This is a genomic window from Oscillospiraceae bacterium (assembly GCA_035353335.1).
Classification (GTDB): Bacteria; Bacillota; Clostridia; order Oscillospirales; family JAKOTC01; genus DAOPZJ01.
On record DAOPZJ010000024.1, the window covers coordinates 11,962 to 28,421 of the forward strand.

At 52.7% G+C, this 16,460-nt stretch carries 14 protein-coding genes; all 14 read right to left on the reverse strand.

Annotated features, from left to right (window positions below; genetic code table 11):
* Positions 1-113 precede the first annotated feature (113 nt).
* The 14 genes from PKH29_06580 to proB all read right to left on the reverse strand — a co-directional run bounded on the left by PKH29_06580 (position 114) and on the right by proB (position 16,434).
* Complete coding sequence (locus PKH29_06580) at positions 114-1,241, reverse strand: hypothetical protein (GenBank protein ID HNX14502.1); 1,128 nt, start codon at positions 1,239-1,241, stop codon at positions 114-116.
* Between the two features lie 113 nt (positions 1,242-1,354).
* Positions 1,355-2,230: a phosphoribosylaminoimidazolesuccinocarboxamide synthase gene (locus PKH29_06585; GenBank protein HNX14503.1), complete on the reverse strand. Its 876-nt coding sequence runs from the start codon at positions 2,228-2,230 to the stop codon at positions 1,355-1,357.
* 46 nt (positions 2,231-2,276) lie between these two features.
* On the reverse strand, positions 2,277-3,758 hold the full coding sequence (gene guaB / locus PKH29_06590) for an IMP dehydrogenase (GenBank protein ID HNX14504.1): 1,482 nt from the start codon (positions 3,756-3,758) through the stop codon (positions 2,277-2,279).
* 87 nt (positions 3,759-3,845) lie between these two features.
* Positions 3,846-5,090 (reverse strand): hypothetical protein, encoded by a 1,245-nt coding sequence (locus tag PKH29_06595; GenBank protein ID HNX14505.1) that lies wholly within the window; start codon positions 5,088-5,090, stop codon positions 3,846-3,848.
* A gap of 8 nt (positions 5,091-5,098) precedes the next feature.
* Positions 5,099-6,202 (reverse strand): radical SAM family heme chaperone HemW, encoded by a 1,104-nt coding sequence (gene hemW / locus PKH29_06600; protein ID HNX14506.1) that lies wholly within the window; start codon positions 6,200-6,202, stop codon positions 5,099-5,101.
* A gap of 97 nt (positions 6,203-6,299) precedes the next feature.
* Positions 6,300-6,869 (reverse strand): HD domain-containing protein, encoded by a 570-nt coding sequence (locus tag PKH29_06605; GenBank protein HNX14507.1) that lies wholly within the window; start codon positions 6,867-6,869, stop codon positions 6,300-6,302.
* 36 nt (positions 6,870-6,905) lie between these two features.
* Positions 6,906-8,711: a translation elongation factor 4 gene (gene lepA, locus PKH29_06610; GenBank protein HNX14508.1), complete on the reverse strand. Its 1,806-nt coding sequence runs from the start codon at positions 8,709-8,711 to the stop codon at positions 6,906-6,908.
* A gap of 13 nt (positions 8,712-8,724) precedes the next feature.
* Positions 8,725-9,945, reverse strand: a complete 1,221-nt coding sequence (locus PKH29_06615; GenBank protein HNX14509.1) for a pitrilysin family protein — start codon at positions 9,943-9,945, stop codon at positions 8,725-8,727.
* Between the two features lie 106 nt (positions 9,946-10,051).
* Entirely contained in the window at positions 10,052-12,223 is a 2,172-nt protein-coding gene (locus tag PKH29_06620; GenBank protein ID HNX14510.1) for a polyribonucleotide nucleotidyltransferase, read from the reverse strand.
* 202 nt (positions 12,224-12,425) lie between these two features.
* A complete protein-coding gene (gene rpsO / locus PKH29_06625; GenBank protein ID HNX14511.1) occupies positions 12,426-12,692 on the reverse strand; it encodes a 30S ribosomal protein S15 in 267 nt (88 codons plus the stop codon).
* A 117-nt stretch (positions 12,693-12,809) separates the two neighbouring features.
* Positions 12,810-13,541 carry a hypothetical protein gene (locus PKH29_06630; protein HNX14512.1) on the reverse strand — a complete coding sequence of 244 codons (732 nt, stop codon included), beginning with the start codon at positions 13,539-13,541 and terminating at the stop codon, positions 12,810-12,812.
* A gap of 57 nt (positions 13,542-13,598) precedes the next feature.
* Complete coding sequence (locus tag PKH29_06635) at positions 13,599-14,852, reverse strand: glutamate-5-semialdehyde dehydrogenase (protein ID HNX14513.1); 1,254 nt, start codon at positions 14,850-14,852, stop codon at positions 13,599-13,601.
* A 27-nt stretch (positions 14,853-14,879) separates the two neighbouring features.
* Positions 14,880-15,590: a hypothetical protein gene (locus PKH29_06640; protein ID HNX14514.1), complete on the reverse strand. Its 711-nt coding sequence runs from the start codon at positions 15,588-15,590 to the stop codon at positions 14,880-14,882.
* A gap of 55 nt (positions 15,591-15,645) precedes the next feature.
* Positions 15,646-16,434: a glutamate 5-kinase gene (gene proB / locus PKH29_06645; GenBank protein HNX14515.1), complete on the reverse strand. Its 789-nt coding sequence runs from the start codon at positions 16,432-16,434 to the stop codon at positions 15,646-15,648.
* Positions 16,435-16,460: the final 26 nt, after the last annotated feature.

Below are 16,460 nucleotides of genomic sequence, written 5' to 3' on the forward strand. Positions count from 1 at the left end.
TAAAGAACGGTCTTGACCGTCCGTTCATCCTTTAAAACGCAGGGGCGAACAGTGTTCGCACGCTTTAAAAGTAAAAAAGGCCTGCTGAATATGTCACTTTACATTTTCAACTTTTAAACTTTACACTCAGAATCAATCAGTTTCGTCCTGACCTTATGCAGCTTCACGTCGGTATTGTTGGTGTTGACAAACAGCTCAAAGTCCTCTCCCAGCCAGTTGTGCGGTTCATCGGGTTCATGCCCCGCAAGCGAAAAATACGGCATGCTCAGTTCGGTGTGTTCCTCGACACAGCGGACGGGTTCGCTCCAATCGACCAGATTATCGCTGTAGCAAACCTGTAAGGTCGGGCCGGTGCCCCAGTAAATACGGTTATAGGTCGTCATCAGATAACGCCCCAACGGCTTGCTGTAAGCGACGCAGGGTTCCGCTCCGCCGGTCATAATCGCGGTCTCCGCTCCCCCGTTCCCCGGTGTGCAAAATGAACCGTTGTAATATTTTTTAAACCCGCCGAGTTCCCCGGTTTCGTCGACATCGGCTTTCGCCGCATAAATTTCATCCACGACACTCCGGTCATTCATATTATACCGGAGCATCGAATAAAAACAGTATAACGTTTTTTCGTCAGGTTGATAAAAAACCGACAAATCCCCAGCGCCCAGATTGATTACGCCCGCTTTTTGCCCGCCCCCGGTAATCCCGTCCGGGCGGTAAACTTCCGTATAGCAGGGCTCCGCTGCCGTGATCGCCCATTTGTGAAATGCCCAGGTACGCCCCTCGTCGTCGGAAGAGATCAGACCGATATGCCGAAAATCCGGCTCTCCTTCCTCCTGCCCAAAAGCGGTGTAACCCGTTTTCCCCGCGCCCCATCCGGTCTCGTTATGCACGAGCGCATAAAACCGCCCCGGATATTTGGTCGCCGTCTTCGGCACAATCCAAAGCCCCGTCGCCCAGATCTCGCCGCGTGCAAGAGGTCCGTCGGGATATCTGCCCGATTCACCACCGAACGCCTCTCCGGCAGCGCCAGTTTTAATAAGCAGCTGTGCGTCATAGAGCTTTTTCAAATCATCGGCGTTTTTACCCCGAAACACGCCGATTTTGCCGTATCCGCAATGCCCCGCCGTCGCCCAGAGATAACCCTCGTCATCGCGGCAGAGCCCGAGCACGCAGTCCTGATGAATGTCATTTGCGGTATTGATCTCGGTATTCGTTGCAGGGCCGATATTCCAACTTATTTTCTTCATCTATCTTTACCTTTTTCCTTTATTAAAAGTGCAATTATCTGAAATCGCAGGGCGTGGATAAAGAATTTTTAGTTTTCTTTATCCGCGCCCCTATTTTTTCACTGTTAGTCAGATTAAATTGTTACCTTGGTCAATCTCCTGCAGCACTCCGCATACAGTCCGGCCGTTTTTTCAATGATGTTTTGCGGCAAACTCGGTGCCGGTGTCACGCCATCCAGTTTGTTTTGAATCAGCCAGTCCCGGACAAATTGCTTATCGAATGACTTCGGGGATTCGCCGGTGCGATACGCGGAGGCATCCCAGAACCGGCTGGAGTCGGGCGTGAAAATCTCATCCGCCAAAACCAAGTTTCCCGCTTGATCCAGGCCGAATTCGAATTTTGTGTCCGCGATGATAATTCCTTGCTTGATCGAATAATCGAAGCACTTTTCATATAACCGCAGCGAGACATTGCAGATTCTGTCGGCCATCTCTTTTCCGATCTCCGCCGTCAGCTGTTCCAATGTGATGTTGATGTCGTGCCCTTCGCTGCTTTTGGCAGATGGTGTGATGATCGGCTTGTCCAGTTTTTCAGCCAGTTGATGTGTACCGGTGAATTTTATTCCGCAAAATTCCTCTCCCGACTCATACGCTTTCCACATGCTCCCGAACAGGTATCCCCGCACGATAATTTCAAACGGCAGCATCTTGAGCTTCTTTACTCTGATCGTTCTGTCTTTAAACTCCTCATGCTGAAAGGGTGCGGGCAATTTTTGAATTTCAGTCGCCGCGAGATGATTTTCGATAATATCTTTCGTGAAATCGAACCAGAAGTTCGAGATCAGATTCAGCGCAATCCCTTTCTTCGGGATTTGGCTGTTCAAGATCACATCGAATGAAGAAATCCGATCTGTAGTGACGATGACAAGCTCATCATTTCCGATATCAAAGACCTCGCGGACTTTGCCGGACACAATTTTCGGATATGGGATCTGATTATAATCGTTCATATTGTTCCTTTCCATAAGGCGCCGTCCTATTTTTCCGCTTTTTCGCTTATCCCTGCGGGTTGATCGTGTAGTTCGGTGCTTCCTTGGTGATATAGATGTCGTGCGGATGGCTTTCTTTGAGTCCCGCGTTGGTGATAGTCATAAAGCGGGCGTTGGTCTGCAGTTCGGTGATGTCGTGGCAGCCGCAATAGCCCATGCCGGAGCGCAGACCGCCGAGCAGCTGGAATACCGTGTCCGAGATCGTTCCCTTATAAGGCACCCTGCCTTCGACGCCTTCGGGAACCAGTTTTTTGCTGCCGGTCTGGAAGTAACGATCTTTGCTTCCTTTTTCCATCGCCGCCATGCTGCCCATTCCGCGATACACTTTAAAACTGCGGCCCTGATAAATTTCCATTTCACCCGGGGCTTCCTCGCAACCGGCTAACAGCGAGCCGAGCATGACCGCGTTCGCACCCGCCGCGAGCGCCTTGACGATGTCGCCCGAATATTTGATGCCGCCGTCGGCGATCACCGGGACTTTACTTCCCGCAGCCGCACATGCCGCGTCATAAATCGCCGTGATCTGCGGAACGCCGATGCCTGCGACCACGCGGGTCGTGCAGATCGAACCGGGGCCCATGCCGACCTTGATGGCATCTGCGCCCGCATCGATCAGGGCTTTTGCGGCTTCTCCGGTCGCGATGTTGCCGACGATGACCTGCGCTTTGGCATAATGTTTTTTAATGTTTTTCAAACAAGCGATAATATTTTTGCTGTGGCCGTGCGCCGAGTCGAGCACCAGCGCGTCCGCGCCGGCCTCGAGCAGAGCGGCTGTCCTGTCGAGCACATCGTCGGTAACACCGATTGCCGCACCGCACAGCAAACGGCCTTTGTTATCGCGTGCGGAATTCGGATACCGGGTCGCCTTTTCGATGTCCTTGATCGTGATCAGGCCTCTCAGTTCGCCCTTATCGTTGACAAGCGGCAGTTTTTCGACCTTGTATTTCTGCAAAATCGCCTTGGCCTGTTCCAAGCTCGTGCCGACCGGCGCAGTGATCAGCCGGTCTCCGGGCGTCATCACGTCGCGGATTCGGCAGTCGAAGTCGGATAAAAACCGCAGGTCGCGGTTGGTAATCAATCCTACAAGTTTTCCGTTTTCGCAGATCGGCACACCGCTGATCTTGAATTTTCCCATCAATTGGTCGGCCTCATAAACAAAATGGTCCGGCGAGAGGAAAAACGGATCATGAATGACACCGTTCTCGGATCGTTTGACCCGTTCCACTTCGTCGGCCTGCGTTTCGATAGGCATATTCTTATGAATGATTCCGATTCCGCCCTCGCGCGCCATTGCGATGGCAGTCGCGCTCTCCGTGACCGTATCCATCGCCGCGCTGAGCAAAGGTGTGTTCAGCAGAATGGTATTGGTCAGACGGGAAGAAAGTTTGATTTCCGTGGGTACTACCTCGGAATAGGCCGGAATGAGCAGCACATCGTCAAACGTCAGCCCCTGTTTGACGAATTTTTGATTGAAGTCGGTATTGATCATATGCCCCACCCCTTTGAGATATTTTTAGTACTATAGCACAATGCCTTTGCATTGTCAACAAAATTTAACGAATTTTATATCAATATTCTAACATCGGGTCTTACCTTTGTCAATTCGCATATTCCCGGGCATTTTTTCAAACCAGGCGAACGGCAGCGCCGCAGAAGTGCCGTAATTGAATCCCGACGGTTCTCCGGTATCGTCGCGGAAAAATTCATAAGGGGCACCTTGGGCACGGTGTTTTCGAGTGTGCCGGATAAAATCGTCAATTAGATTTCGCGCAGCTTCAGGCGAAACCGTGTTGAGCGCGTAAGCATACCAGCCCGTCGCGGTCGACCACCACGCGCCGTTTTGATAATTCCCCTTGGCCACTGCGGGCGCACATTCCCAAGCCGAATCATCTGAAAAATCCCGGCTTTTCGGAATGTGCCGGATATACCCGTCTTTAACCGATTCGCCGTTTCGATAAGCCGCCAGCAACGCATTTGCCGCCGCTTTTGCGTCATCGCCGACTAAAACGCCGAAGCAAATTGCGCAGGCCGTCCCCCAGACATCGGGTTGTTTTCCGATTCCGGTCGCAGACAGCATCCAACCGGTCTCTTTCTCGAAAAAGGTACCGTTGATTCTATGGGCAAGCTTGTCCGCGTGCCTATCGAATTCCGCGTTTTTAAGTGCCTTTGCCAATAACCGCGCCGCCCGAAACCTCAGCAATGACGGAAACAACAGCTTTCCGGTCTTGACAATCTGGTCGCAAAAACCCCAGTCGACCGCTCGGTTTTCCACATCACATGTGCAAAGCCCCGTTTCGGGATCGATACAATAGGCATTCCAGACCTGTTCCGCTAACGCTTCGAACTCGCTGCGTACTTCGGAGTCATCCGCTTGCAGCAGATATTCGGCGGCCATACTTAAAAATAAATAGTTATCGCATAACGGCGGCAAAAACCCGCACCGTCCGCTCCCCTGATCGTCGCCCGAGGAATAAGTACCCGGAAAAAACACCGGTTTGCCGTCGTAATTGATGTGATCGGCCACCGCATAGGGCGGCACCGAAAGGCCGTTTTTCAGTGTCTTCATCTCGGGCCCGTTGATCCCGTGCCTGATGATAATTTGAATATACCGCCTGCAATCTTCGCGCGAAAACAACCCGCTCTCGGCCATCATCGCGCAGTCGCGCACCCAAAAACTCGGATATTTTCCGTCCCCGGACGGTACCGCGACCCGCATGATCTCCGATTTTCCGAAGTACTCGCATTGTCGCTCAAAGGTGCACTGTTCAAGCACTTCCGCAGCGACAGATTTCAAATAATCATAACGCTCCCGATCCGTCATGTTCTCCCTCACAGCTCGCATAAAATCCGTGATATGATCGAATTGCTGACTAAAAATCCTTTCGCAGTCAATACGAACCGCCCGTCTTTTTCAATCGCAAACCCGTTTTTGATCCAATCCTTCATCGGCTTTTTAAGGTTTGCCGTTCCCTTTTCCCCAATCAGACATATCAACTCTTCCGTTGAAATCCCCTCCGAGAGCCGAAGCGCCATTGCGATTCTTTCCCCGGCGTCTCCGCCCTCGCCGTCAGCCACGGTCTTTTGCGGATTTTTCAAAAACTCCGCCAGATCGCGCGGATAATAAAATCGTTTTCCGCCGAAAAAGCTGTACGCCGCCGGGCCGAGGCCGATATACGGTTCGAGTGTCCAGTATTTCAAATTATGCCGGCTTTTTCCGTTCGGTTTCGCGAAATTCGAGATCTCATACTGCGCAAATCCGTGCTCTTCAAGCGTCTCGCAGACCGCCAGATAACTGTCGGCGGTCGAGTCCTCGTCCGGCAGATTCAGATTCATTTTGTGAAACGGCGTCCCCTCCTCGACTTTCAGCATATACGCGCTCACATGGTCGAGCGGCAGCTTGCAAAGTGCTTTTGCCGTCTCTCTGTCTTTTTCCGGTGTCGCGTCGGGCAGCGACAGCATTAAATCCGCCGAGATATGCCGAAACCCGGATTTAAATGCCACCTCGATTCCGGTTATCGCCTGTTTGGCGTCATGCCGCCGTCCGAGTTTTCGGAGTACCGTATCGTCGAGCGACTGAACACCGATCGAAATGCGATTAAACCCTTCGTCAAACAGCGTTTTAGCCGCCTCTGCAGTGATATCTTCCGGGTTGGCTTCAAGCGTTAATTCGCTATTTTCATCAAAGGCAAATATTCCGCAAAGCTCGCTAAGCAGCTTGCAAAGATTTTGCGCACCGAGCAGCAGCGGATTGCCGCCGCCGAAATAAGCCGTATCAATCTTTTCATTCCGATACGGCTCTGCGGCTTTCAAAACTGCCTGAATAAACCATTCGGCCACGCCGTCGTCCGGCCTGACCGAATAAAAATCGCAGTAATTGCATTTGGAGCGGCAAAACGGAACATGAATATAGAGCCCGGTCACCTGCAAAGCCATCCTTTCGTAGATTTCAGGGATGTTTTGTCCGATTTTACAATATATACTTTTATTATACGAAAAGAAGACAAAACTCCTGATTTGAAAGATTTATCTTTCAAATTTTGCCCTCGTTCTTGATCTTTTCAAGCGTGTCGGCAAGCACCTGCGCCCGCAGCTTTTCCAATACCGGATGACACTTGGACTCTTCAATGCAGTAGGTCTGCTGCAACTCATATTCGAGCGGAATCCAGGTGGAGATGTCGGCTTCGTTGTGGGATATCACGGCCTCCATCATATCGAGAGTCCGCCAGACCTTGGCCTCAATGGTCTTGCGCTCCGCCATCTCGTCAAATAATCCCGCGATCTCGTCTTTTTTCCCGGTCGGCAGGGTCTCAATGAGTTTCAGCACCACATCATCCTCGTGCGCGATATCCTTCTTGCTCTTTTGAAACGACGGAATGTCGCCTGTGATCGCTTCGCCGAAGTCGTGAACCAGGCACATCTTGATCACCTTGTCGGTGTCCACGCCGTCGAGTTCTCCCGACAGCAGATAGGCCATCGCCGAAAGCCGCCAGCTGTGCTCGGCGACGCTCTCGGCGCGTCCCGCGGTCGTGAAATTATGTCTGGTGTAACATTTCAGCTTTTCGATCTTGCTCAAAAAGTCAAGAAATTTCCGCTCGTCCATGTACACGCCACCTTTCAAGAGGTGTATAAATTAAAATTACTCGTCCAGTTTGAGCACGTTCATAAATGCCTCGGGCGGGACCTCGATGCTGCCTAATTGCCGCATCTTCTTTTTGCCCTCTTTCTGTTTTTCGAGCAGTTTCTTTTTGCGGGTGATGTCGCCGCCGTAGCACTTGGCTAAAACATCCTTGCGCATGGCCTTGACTGTCTCACGGGCGATGATTCTGCCGCCGACAGCCGCTTGCACGGGTACCTCGAACATTTGGCGCGGGATGTTGTCCTTCAGCTTCTCGACGAGCCGCCGGGCACGGGCATTGACCCGCTCGGCATTGACGATGAATGAAAGCGCATCGACCGGATCGCCGTTCAGCAAAATGTCCATCTTGACGAGCTGAGCTTCCTTATAACCCTTGAATTCATAATCCAGTGAAGCATACCCCTTGGTTCGGGATTTCAGCGCGTCAAAGAAGTCGTAGATAATTTCGTTGAGCGGAAGTTCGTAATGGATGTCGACGCGGGTCGCGTCGAGATAGCGCATCTCCTTAAAGATGCCGCGCCGATCCTGTGCCAACTCCATGATATTTCCGACATATTCCGAAGGCGAAAAGATATGTGCATCGACAATAGGCTCTTCGCCTTTGGCAATCACCGAGGGGTCGGGGTAATTGGTCGGGTTATCGATGTATTTCTCTGTCTTGTCCGTCAGCGTCAGCTTATAGACCACGCTCGGTGCGGTCGTGATCAGGTCCATATCGAACTCACGCTCAAGCCGCTCCTGGATGATCTCCATGTGCAAAAGGCCCAAAAATCCGCAGCGGAATCCGAAACCGAGCGCTTTGGAGGTCTCCGGCTCGAAAAACAGCGCCGCGTCGTTTAATTGTAATTTATCGAGTGCATCACGCAGATCGCCGTAACGCGCGCCGTCCGCAGGATAAATGCCGCAGAAGACCATCGACTGTACTTTTTTATAACCCGGCAGCGGTTCTTTCGCGGGCCGTTCGGATATTGTGATCGTATCGCCGACAGCGACGTCGCGCACGGTTTTGATCGAAGCCGTGATATATCCGACTTCGCCGCCTTCGAGTGTCAGTGACGGCTGAAGCCGAGTGGGCAGCATAACGCCGACCTCGGTCACGTCGAATTCGGTGCCGGCGGCCATCATCCGGATGCGGTCTCCGACTTTGACGCGGCCGTCGAACACGCGCACATAGACAATGACGCCTTTATAGCTATCATAAAACGAATCGAAAATCAACGCCCTCAGCGGGGCTTCCCGGTCGGTTTTGGGAGCCGGGCAGTCACGCACGATTTTGCGCATGACGTCGTCGATGTTGACATCGTTTTTTGCCGAGACCTGAGGCGCGTCCTGCGCCGGGATTCCGATGATGTTCTCAATCTCCTCGATGGCATCCTGCGGCCTCGCCGAAATCAGGTCGATCTTGTTGATAACCGGCAGGATCTCAAGCTGATGATCGACCGCAAGATAAGTATTGGCCAGCGTCTGTGCCTCGACGCCCTGTGTGGCATCAACGACCAGCACCGCGCCTTCGCAGGCCGTAAGCGACCGGCTGACTTCATAATTGAAGTCGACATGCCCCGGGGTATCGATCAAATTAAATTCATATTTCTGACCGTCGCAGTCGTAGCTCAAATTGACGGCACGGGCCTTGATGGTGATCCCGCGCTCGCGCTCGATGTCCATATTGTCCAGAATCTGATCGGTCATCTCCCGCTCGCTGACCGCGTTGGCATGCTCCAGAATCCGGTCGGCAAGCGTGCTCTTGCCATGGTCGATGTGGGCGATAATGCAGAAGTTCCGGATAAATTTCGGGTCGGCCGCCATTGTGATTCCTCTCTTATCGTAATTTCCCCGCGAAACAAGCTGCGGGTTTGTTTTTCAGTATCTGTTGCGCTAGATCGCGCACCGCTTCAAGGGTCACCGAAGCAATCAGTGCCTGCGATTTTTTTTCGCTGCGCTGCGGCAAGCCGAGGATTTCCCGCCTGCCCATGTCCATAGCCAGATTATACGAGTTTTCGTATCCCATCGCAAGCCCCGCGCTTGCCTGATTTTTAGCCCGCTCGAGTTCCTCGGGCGAAATCCCGTTTAAAAGCCCTTTTAAAACGTCGTCGATCTCCGAAAGCGCCTGTTTTTTAGCGGAGGGAGAAATCCCCGCGGCAATCGTAAACACACCGCCGCCGAGATGCGCCGTAAAATAGCTGTAAATCGAATAGGCCAGCCCGAGCTCCTCGCGCAGCCGCCGGAACAACCGGCTCGAAGCCGCGCCGCCCGCCGCAGAATTGAATAACGACATCGCTGCGGCTTGCTTACTGCCGATCTGAACGCCCGGATAGGCGACGCAAAGCTGCAGCTGCTCTGTTTTGCGCGAGAACGTGATGGTATTCCTTGCGTTAAAAACAGGCGGAATGAGTTGAATCTTTTCGAATCCGATCTTTTTTAACGGTGAAAACGCCTTTTCAAGCGCCTCAAGTACGTTTGTCTCGTCAAACTTCCCGCTGACTGCGACGACGAGGTTTTCAGGCCGGTAGAACTTCTCGTAAAACGTCCTCAGATTGTCGCTGTTGACGCCTCCGACACTCTGTGCGGTTCCGACGATGTTGCGTCCGAGCGGGTGCGGCGCCCAGGCGGCTTGAAAAATGCCGTCGCCCGCCAAGTCCTCGGGATCGTCGTTATACATATTGATCTCTTCCAAAATTACGCCCCGCTCGGTTGCGAGTTCGTCGGATGAGAATACCGGGTCGGTCACGATGTCGCCCAAAATCTCAATGCCTCTCGCGTCGAATTCGGGCAGCATCCGGATATAGAAGCAGGTGTATTCCTTGGTCGTATAGGCATTCAGCTGCGAGCCGATCAGATCGGTCTCGTTGGCGATTTCCAACGAAGAACGCTTCTGCGTGCCCTTGAAGACCATATGCTCGATAAAGTGGGAGAAGCCGTGGCTGCCCTCTTCTTCATAACGCGATCCTACACCGATAAAGGCCGCGACGGTGATCGCTTTTGCATAGGTACGCCGGTCAGTTAACACCCGGATTCCGTTGGAAAGCTCAAATCGTTTCATTCGCTTTATTATTCCTTATCAATTAATTTAAAGCTAACAGTTGGCAGTTCTATCAAACAAGGGGTTCAAATCAGATTTGAACCCCTTGTAAAGTTTCTGAGTGTTTTTATCTGCGCGGTCCGCGGTTGTGGAAATCGTTATCGCGGCGCGGCGGACGCGGAGCCGAGGCCGATTCTGGCAGCGGTCTGCCCTCAATCTCGGCGATGGCGGCGACACGGGACAGGTTCAGGCGGCCCTGATCGTCGATCTCGGTGACCTTGACCACGACCTCATCGCCCACATTGACGACGTCTTCAACCTTTTCAACGCGTTGGAAGTCGAGCTTGGAGATGTGTACCAGACCCTCTTTGCCCGGGGCGATCTCGACGAACGCGCCGAACTGCATCAGGCGGGTGACTTTTCCCTTATAAATCGCACCGATCTCCGGATCGAACGCAATGGTCTTGACAATCTCGAGCGCGCGGTTGACATTATCAATGTTAATGCCGAAGATCGCGACTCTGCCGTCGTCCTCGACGTCGATCTTGACGTCGCAGTCGGCGCAGATCTTTTGAATGACTTTGCCGCCGCTGCCGATGACTTCGCGGATCTTGTCGGGATTGATTTTAACGGTTGCCATTTTAGGCGCATAGGGCGACAGGTGGTCACGCGGCTTGTCGATGCACTTCAGCATGACTTCGTTGATGATATAAGTGCGCGCTTTGAGGGTTTTATCCAGCGCTTCTTTGATGATGTCAAAAGTCAGACCGTCGATCTTGAGGTCCATCTGAATCGCGGTGATGCCTTTTAAGGTACCCGCGACTTTGAAGTCCATATCGCCGAAGAAGTCCTCGACGCCCTGGATATCGACCATGGTCATCCAGCGCTCGCCTTCGGTGATCAGACCGCAGGAGATGCCCGCGACCGGAGCCGTGATCGGAACGCCCGCATCCATCAGCGCTAAAGTCGAACCGCAGATCGAGGCCTGCGAGGTCGAGCCGTTGGAAGAAAGAATTTCGGAGACCAGACGGATGGTATAGGGGAAGTCGTCCTCGGACGGAAGCACCGGCAGCAGAGCGCGCTCGCCGAGTGCGCCGTGGCCGATCTCGCGGCGGCCGGGGCCTCTGCTGGCCTTGGTCTCGCCGGTCGAATAGGACGGCATATTATAGTGGTGCATATAGCGCTTGGATTCGTCGCCGTCGATGCCGTCGAGCAGCTGCTTTTCGCCGATTGGGGCAAGAGTCGCGACGGTGAGCGCCTGTGTCTGCCCTCTGGAGAACAAGCCGGTGCCGTGGGTGCGGGGCAGAATGGCGACCTCGGCATGCAGCGGACGCATATCGTCAAGACCTCTGCCGTCTACGCGTTTGCCGTCGTCGAGCAGCCAGCGGCGCACGACATATTTTTGAATCTTATAGATGCACTCGTCGATCGCTGCGGCGCTGCCGGCAACTTCGTCATAGCGCTCGTGCATGGCGTCGCGAATCGGGTTCATGCGCTCCTCGCGCACGTTTTTATCATCGGTATCCAGTGCATACCGCACATCCTCGACACACGCCTCTTTGACCGCGTCAAAGAGTTCATGGGACGGTTCGAGTGAGATGACTTCGAACTTGGGCTTGCCGACAGCGGCTTTGACTTCATTGATGAATTCGACCATCCGCTTGTTTTCGATATCGGCAAGGCGGATACCCTCGAGCATGATCTCGTTGCTGACTTCCTTTGCGCCGGCTTCGATCATAACCACTTTGTTGGCGGAAGAGGCGACCGTGACTTCCATTTCGGAAATCTCACGCTCCGCGGCGGTCGGGTTCAACACGACCTGCCCGTTGACATAACCGGCGGAAACGCCGCTGATCGGGCCGCTCCAGGGGATGTCCGAAATGCTGATGGCAAGTGACGCGCCGACCATTGCGGTGATCTCGGGCGTGCAGTCGGGGTCAACCGACATCACGGTTAAAACAACGGCGCAGTCATTGCGCATATCTTTCGGGAACAGCGGACGCAGAGGTCGGTCGATGACACGTGAAGCCAGAATTGCGGCTTCGGACGGTCTGCCCTCGCGGCGCTGCCAGTTGCCCGGAATCTTACCGACCGAATAGAGTTTTTCATCGTAGTCGACCGAGAGAGGGAAGTAGTCAATGCCCTCGCGCGGTTTCGCGGAAGCGGTTGCGCTCGCCATGACCACAGTCTCGCCGTAGCGGACCATGCATGCGCCGCCCGCCAGGAAAGCGTATTTTCCGATTTCAACGGAAAAAGGCCTTCCGCAGAAGGTGGTTGAGAATGTTTTCGTTTCGCTCATATGAAACCTCCGTATTTATAAATATTACAAATCCCGGCGGCTTTTAGCAATAAAGCCAAGGCGGCAAACGCTGCCCTCGATTCACTGCTAACAACCGCAGGATATTGCCGTGGTTAAGACACCCAACTAATATTCGGATACCTGCAGGCCCTAAAAACCTGCAAAAGGGACAGGCGGAAACCGCCTGCCCCCGTGACATGCATTACTTTCTGAGTTCGAGCTTCTCGACGATTGCGCGATACCGGCTGATGTCCTTTTTCATCAGGTAATTCAACAGGTTTCTGCGCTTACCGACCATTTGGAGCAGTCCGCGGCGGGAATGGGCGTCCTTCTTATGGATTTTGCAGTGTTCGGTCAGATCGGCGATGCGCTTGGAGAGAATCGCGATCTGGATTTCGGGAGAGCCGGTATCATTTTCGGTACGGGCGTTCGCGGCGATGATGCCGCCTTTGACTTCTTTGTCAAGCATGTTATTACCACCTTTAAATTTTATCCGTTCACGCAGGATGGGCGGGTGATAATTCTATACCCCATTCCGCGAAAAGGCACAGGAGAGTATACCACAATATTCTATCCCTGTCAAGCTTTAATTATAAGTAACCGTATCGATATCCGCGTTTTGCAGCGCATAGACGTAATATTCCTTGGTATCCGGATTCTTTCGCATCACATAGACCTTAAATTTCTCGGCAACGTCGGTACTTTTTTGCTCGGTATACTGGTCATACCAGGAACTGCTCTTCGGGTAATAGCCGACGGTCAGATACATCTCTCCGCCGCTGCGTTTGATGCTCTCGACCTTAGCTTTATACTCACCGATCTCACCTAAAATCGGTACGACAAACGAATCGATGTCGGACCGGTATTCGAATATGACCGTTCCCTCTTCCAGATCGCTGGTGACTTCGCCGCCTTCGACTGTCATACTCCGGCGGGGAATCACCGCCGTCGGCCCGTAAAGGCTTTTACAGACAACCTCAAGGTCGGAGACCGGAATCAGTATCTGCCCGTTCTCATCGGTTGAAAACCGTGTGATGTCCCCGCTGAAAACAGTGGACCAGATCGAGGATTGTAAAATGACTGCATCGCTGAGTTTGCCGGGTTCGGCGAAATTCGGCGGGTCCAGCATAACGATCGGGTCTATCATCGTCGAGTATTTCGCCCGAAGCGCGCTGTCATCGGTCAAACTGTAAAACAATCTCGTGCCGACGACGATCAGCGTGGTAAAACCGATCACCGTCAACAAAATGACGAAAAGGCCGAGCGGCGCGGCGTAATTTTTCCTGTGCCTGCCTTCGATTTTTTCCTGTTTGTCCATAATTTTCATCACCATTCTCGAACGATTTCAGAATAAACCAGAATAACCGGGTGCAGATTATCGAATCTGTCCGTCCCCGACGACGGTATATTTATAACTTGTCAATTCCGCAAGCCCCATCGGCCCGCGGGCGTGCAGTTTTTGAGTCGAAATCCCGATCTCCGCGCCGAGCCCGAAAATACCGCCGTCGGTGAAGCGGGTAGAGGCATTAACATATACCGCCGCCGCATCGACACGGGCTAAAAATGTCTGTGCCGCTGCGAGATCCCCTGTGACTATGGCCTCGCTGTGACGGGTATCGTGAGCGGCGATGTGCGCAACCGCTTCTTCGAGCGAGCCGACGATTTTTACCGCCATTATCATATCCCCGAACTCGGTTTCATAGTCCTCAGGGCCTGCCGGGATCACGTTTTCGCCTTTTATAATCTCATAAGATTCCGGGCAGCAGCGCAGCTGAACCCGGTGTCCGTCGAGCGCCGCTTTGATTGCCGGAAGCGCTTGTTTCGCGATATCCCGATGGCAAAGCAAAATTTCTGCCGAATTGCAGACCGACGGCCTCGAGGTCTTTGCATTGTCGGTGATATTCACGGCCATCTTAAGATCGGCAGCTTTGTCGATATATACGCTGCAGATGCCCGCGCCTGTCTCAATGACCGGCATCGTGGCTTTCTGCCGGACGGCTTGAATCAATCCGGCGCCGCCCCGCGGAATCATGCAGTCCAAATATTTGTCCTGTTTTAAAAACTCATCGGCAACGGTGCGGTCAGACGTGGGTATCAGATTGATAAAATTCGGGTCAATTTCGATGTTCTCCAGAGCTTTGCGCATCGTGTCCGCCAAAACCGTGTTGCTGCGCAGCGCCTCTTTTCCTCCGCGCAAAATGCAGACATTGCCGGATTTCAAACACAGTACCGCAACATCGGGAAAGACATTCGGGCGCGCTTCGACAATCAAGCCGATCACACCGATCGGCACGCTGATTTTGGTAATTTTCAATCCATTGTCGGCAATATGCCCGCTTTTGACAATCCCTACCGGATCGGGCATCAAAATCAATTCTTCAATTCCTTTGCAAATGCCGTCGATACGCACATCGGTCAGCGTCAGCCGGTCAATCAAAGACTCGCGCATCCCGTTCTTTTTCGCGTCCTCAACATCTTTACCGTTCTCGGTTAGAATATTTTTTCGGTTTTGATCGATTGCGGCACGAATAGCCGATAACGCGCGGTTTTTTTCACCGCCGCCCAGAACGGCCAGTTTCGCGGACGCGGCTTTTGCCGCCGCACACATTTTTTCAAGGGAAAATTCCACGTTCAAAGCCCCTTTTTCAACCGAAGTTTACTTCCAATAAATATCCCTTTTCTCACCGTTTATGAATAATTCCTCACCCTGCCAGACGAGTGCCGGCTTCTTGTAATCCTTTAAGTCGATGATTTTGTTGAACACACCGATTTCCTCGAGGCCTTCGAACCTCCCAAGCCCCAGATCAAAGCCGGTCTTTTTCACCACTACGCTGATGTTATAGATGTTTCCGGCGTCACGGATTGACAGCACCTTAGCAACGGCTGAATGGTTGTTATAAACGCTGAACCGGTCTTTGATTCTCACAGGAGGCTGTAAAACCGGAACAAACCAAATGATGAACCCGACAATCGCAAGAGCCGAACCGACCATCAACCCAAGTGTCCTTTTGACTGTATCGTCACAAAGCTTCAAAATCAGATAAAGAATAAATGCAGTGCATATCACCGCAAAAGGCAGGAGCAAGGTATATTTGACGGTGGACCAGATATAGACCCACCAAGCTGAATTCAACGATGCAAATAAGAGCAGTCCGACGTCTTCGATTTTTGGAATGCTCCTGCCGTCGTAATCCGCTTTGACGCAAAAACATACAAACAGGCAGATCGCGGCGGATACGCCGCACCAGACATAGCCGTTATAGGGGACGAACATCCATCCGAACACCAAAAGCAGCAAAAACAGAACGATGACGCCGCAAAGCGCGATCGGCCCGTAAACCGCTGTTGCATGGATGACCTTTTTCATCTTTGAATGAGCTCCTTTCGTTTATCTTGATTCAAATTCAATGACGTTCGGCAATTCAATCGCAGACAAACTCCGTTCCCGGGTTCTTACCCGCAAGGATATCATACATAAGTGATGGTTTATTGCCGTTGATGATATTCATCGGGATTTTCCCCTGTGTTGCGATGATTGCCGCGGTCAATTTGGTGAACATTCCTCCGCTCCCCAGCGAAGTCCCGGCGCCTCCCGCCGCCTTTTCAAGATCCCCGTCGATTTTACGTACGACCGGGATCAGTTTTGCGTCCGGGTTTTTGCGCGGATCGGCGTCATAAAGCCCATCGAAATCGGAGAGCAAAATCAACCGGTCGGCATTCACAAGCCTTGCGACGACCGCAGCAAGCGTATCGTTTTCGCCAAAGCTGTTCATGTGTTCGATCTCATAAGTTGAAATCGAGTCGTTCTCGTTGACGATCGGCAGAACGCCCATCTCAAGAAGCCGCGCAAATGTATTTTCGGCGTTCTTCTTGCGCTCTACATCCTCAATGACGTCGAGCGTCAGCAAGATCTGAGCTACCGTATAACCGTAATCGGTGAACAACCGCCCGTAAATATTCATAAGTTCGCATTGCCCGACTGCCGCGGCAGCCTGTTTTGTCGGCAGGTCGGCAGGGCGTTTTTCGAGCCCGAGGCGGTTGACGCCGACGCCGATTGCGCCGGAAGTGACCAGCACCGCTTTATGCCCCATATTGCGGATATCCGCCAACACATCGACGATTTCACGCACCCGCCGCAGATTCAGCGATCCGCCCTGATGGGTGAGTGTGGAGGTGCCGACCTTGATGACCAGCGTCATCGGATTTTGCATATGTAAACCGTCCTTTCTCTGACCGA

Bases quoted from the DNA above. Each gene is read 5' to 3' on its own strand.
- PKH29_06580 (HNX14502.1), bottom strand. From the start codon at position 1,241: ATGAAGAAAATAAGTTGGAATATCGGCCCTGCAACGAATACCGAGATC.
- PKH29_06585 (HNX14503.1), bottom strand. From the start codon at position 2,230: ATGAACGATTATAATCAGATCCCATATCCGAAAATTGTGTCCGGCAAA.
- guaB (HNX14504.1), bottom strand. From the start codon at position 3,758: ATGATCAATACCGACTTCAATCAAAAATTCGTCAAACAGGGGCTGACG.
- PKH29_06595 (HNX14505.1), bottom strand. From the start codon at position 5,090: ATGACGGATCGGGAGCGTTATGATTATTTGAAATCTGTCGCTGCGGAA.
- hemW (HNX14506.1), bottom strand. From the start codon at position 6,202: ATGGCTTTGCAGGTGACCGGGCTCTATATTCATGTTCCGTTTTGCCGC.
- PKH29_06605 (HNX14507.1), bottom strand. From the start codon at position 6,869: ATGGACGAGCGGAAATTTCTTGACTTTTTGAGCAAGATCGAAAAGCTG.
- lepA (HNX14508.1), bottom strand. From the start codon at position 8,711: ATGGCGGCCGACCCGAAATTTATCCGGAACTTCTGCATTATCGCCCAC.
- PKH29_06615 (HNX14509.1), bottom strand. From the start codon at position 9,945: ATGAAACGATTTGAGCTTTCCAACGGAATCCGGGTGTTAACTGACCGG.
- PKH29_06620 (HNX14510.1), bottom strand. From the start codon at position 12,223: ATGAGCGAAACGAAAACATTCTCAACCACCTTCTGCGGAAGGCCTTTT.
- rpsO (HNX14511.1), bottom strand. From the start codon at position 12,692: ATGCTTGACAAAGAAGTCAAAGGCGGCATCATCGCCGCGAACGCCCGT.
- PKH29_06630 (HNX14512.1), bottom strand. From the start codon at position 13,541: ATGGACAAACAGGAAAAAATCGAAGGCAGGCACAGGAAAAATTACGCC.
- PKH29_06640 (HNX14514.1), bottom strand. From the start codon at position 15,590: ATGAAAAAGGTCATCCATGCAACAGCGGTTTACGGGCCGATCGCGCTT.
- proB (HNX14515.1), bottom strand. From the start codon at position 16,434: ATGCAAAATCCGATGACGCTGGTCATCAAGGTCGGCACCTCCACACTC.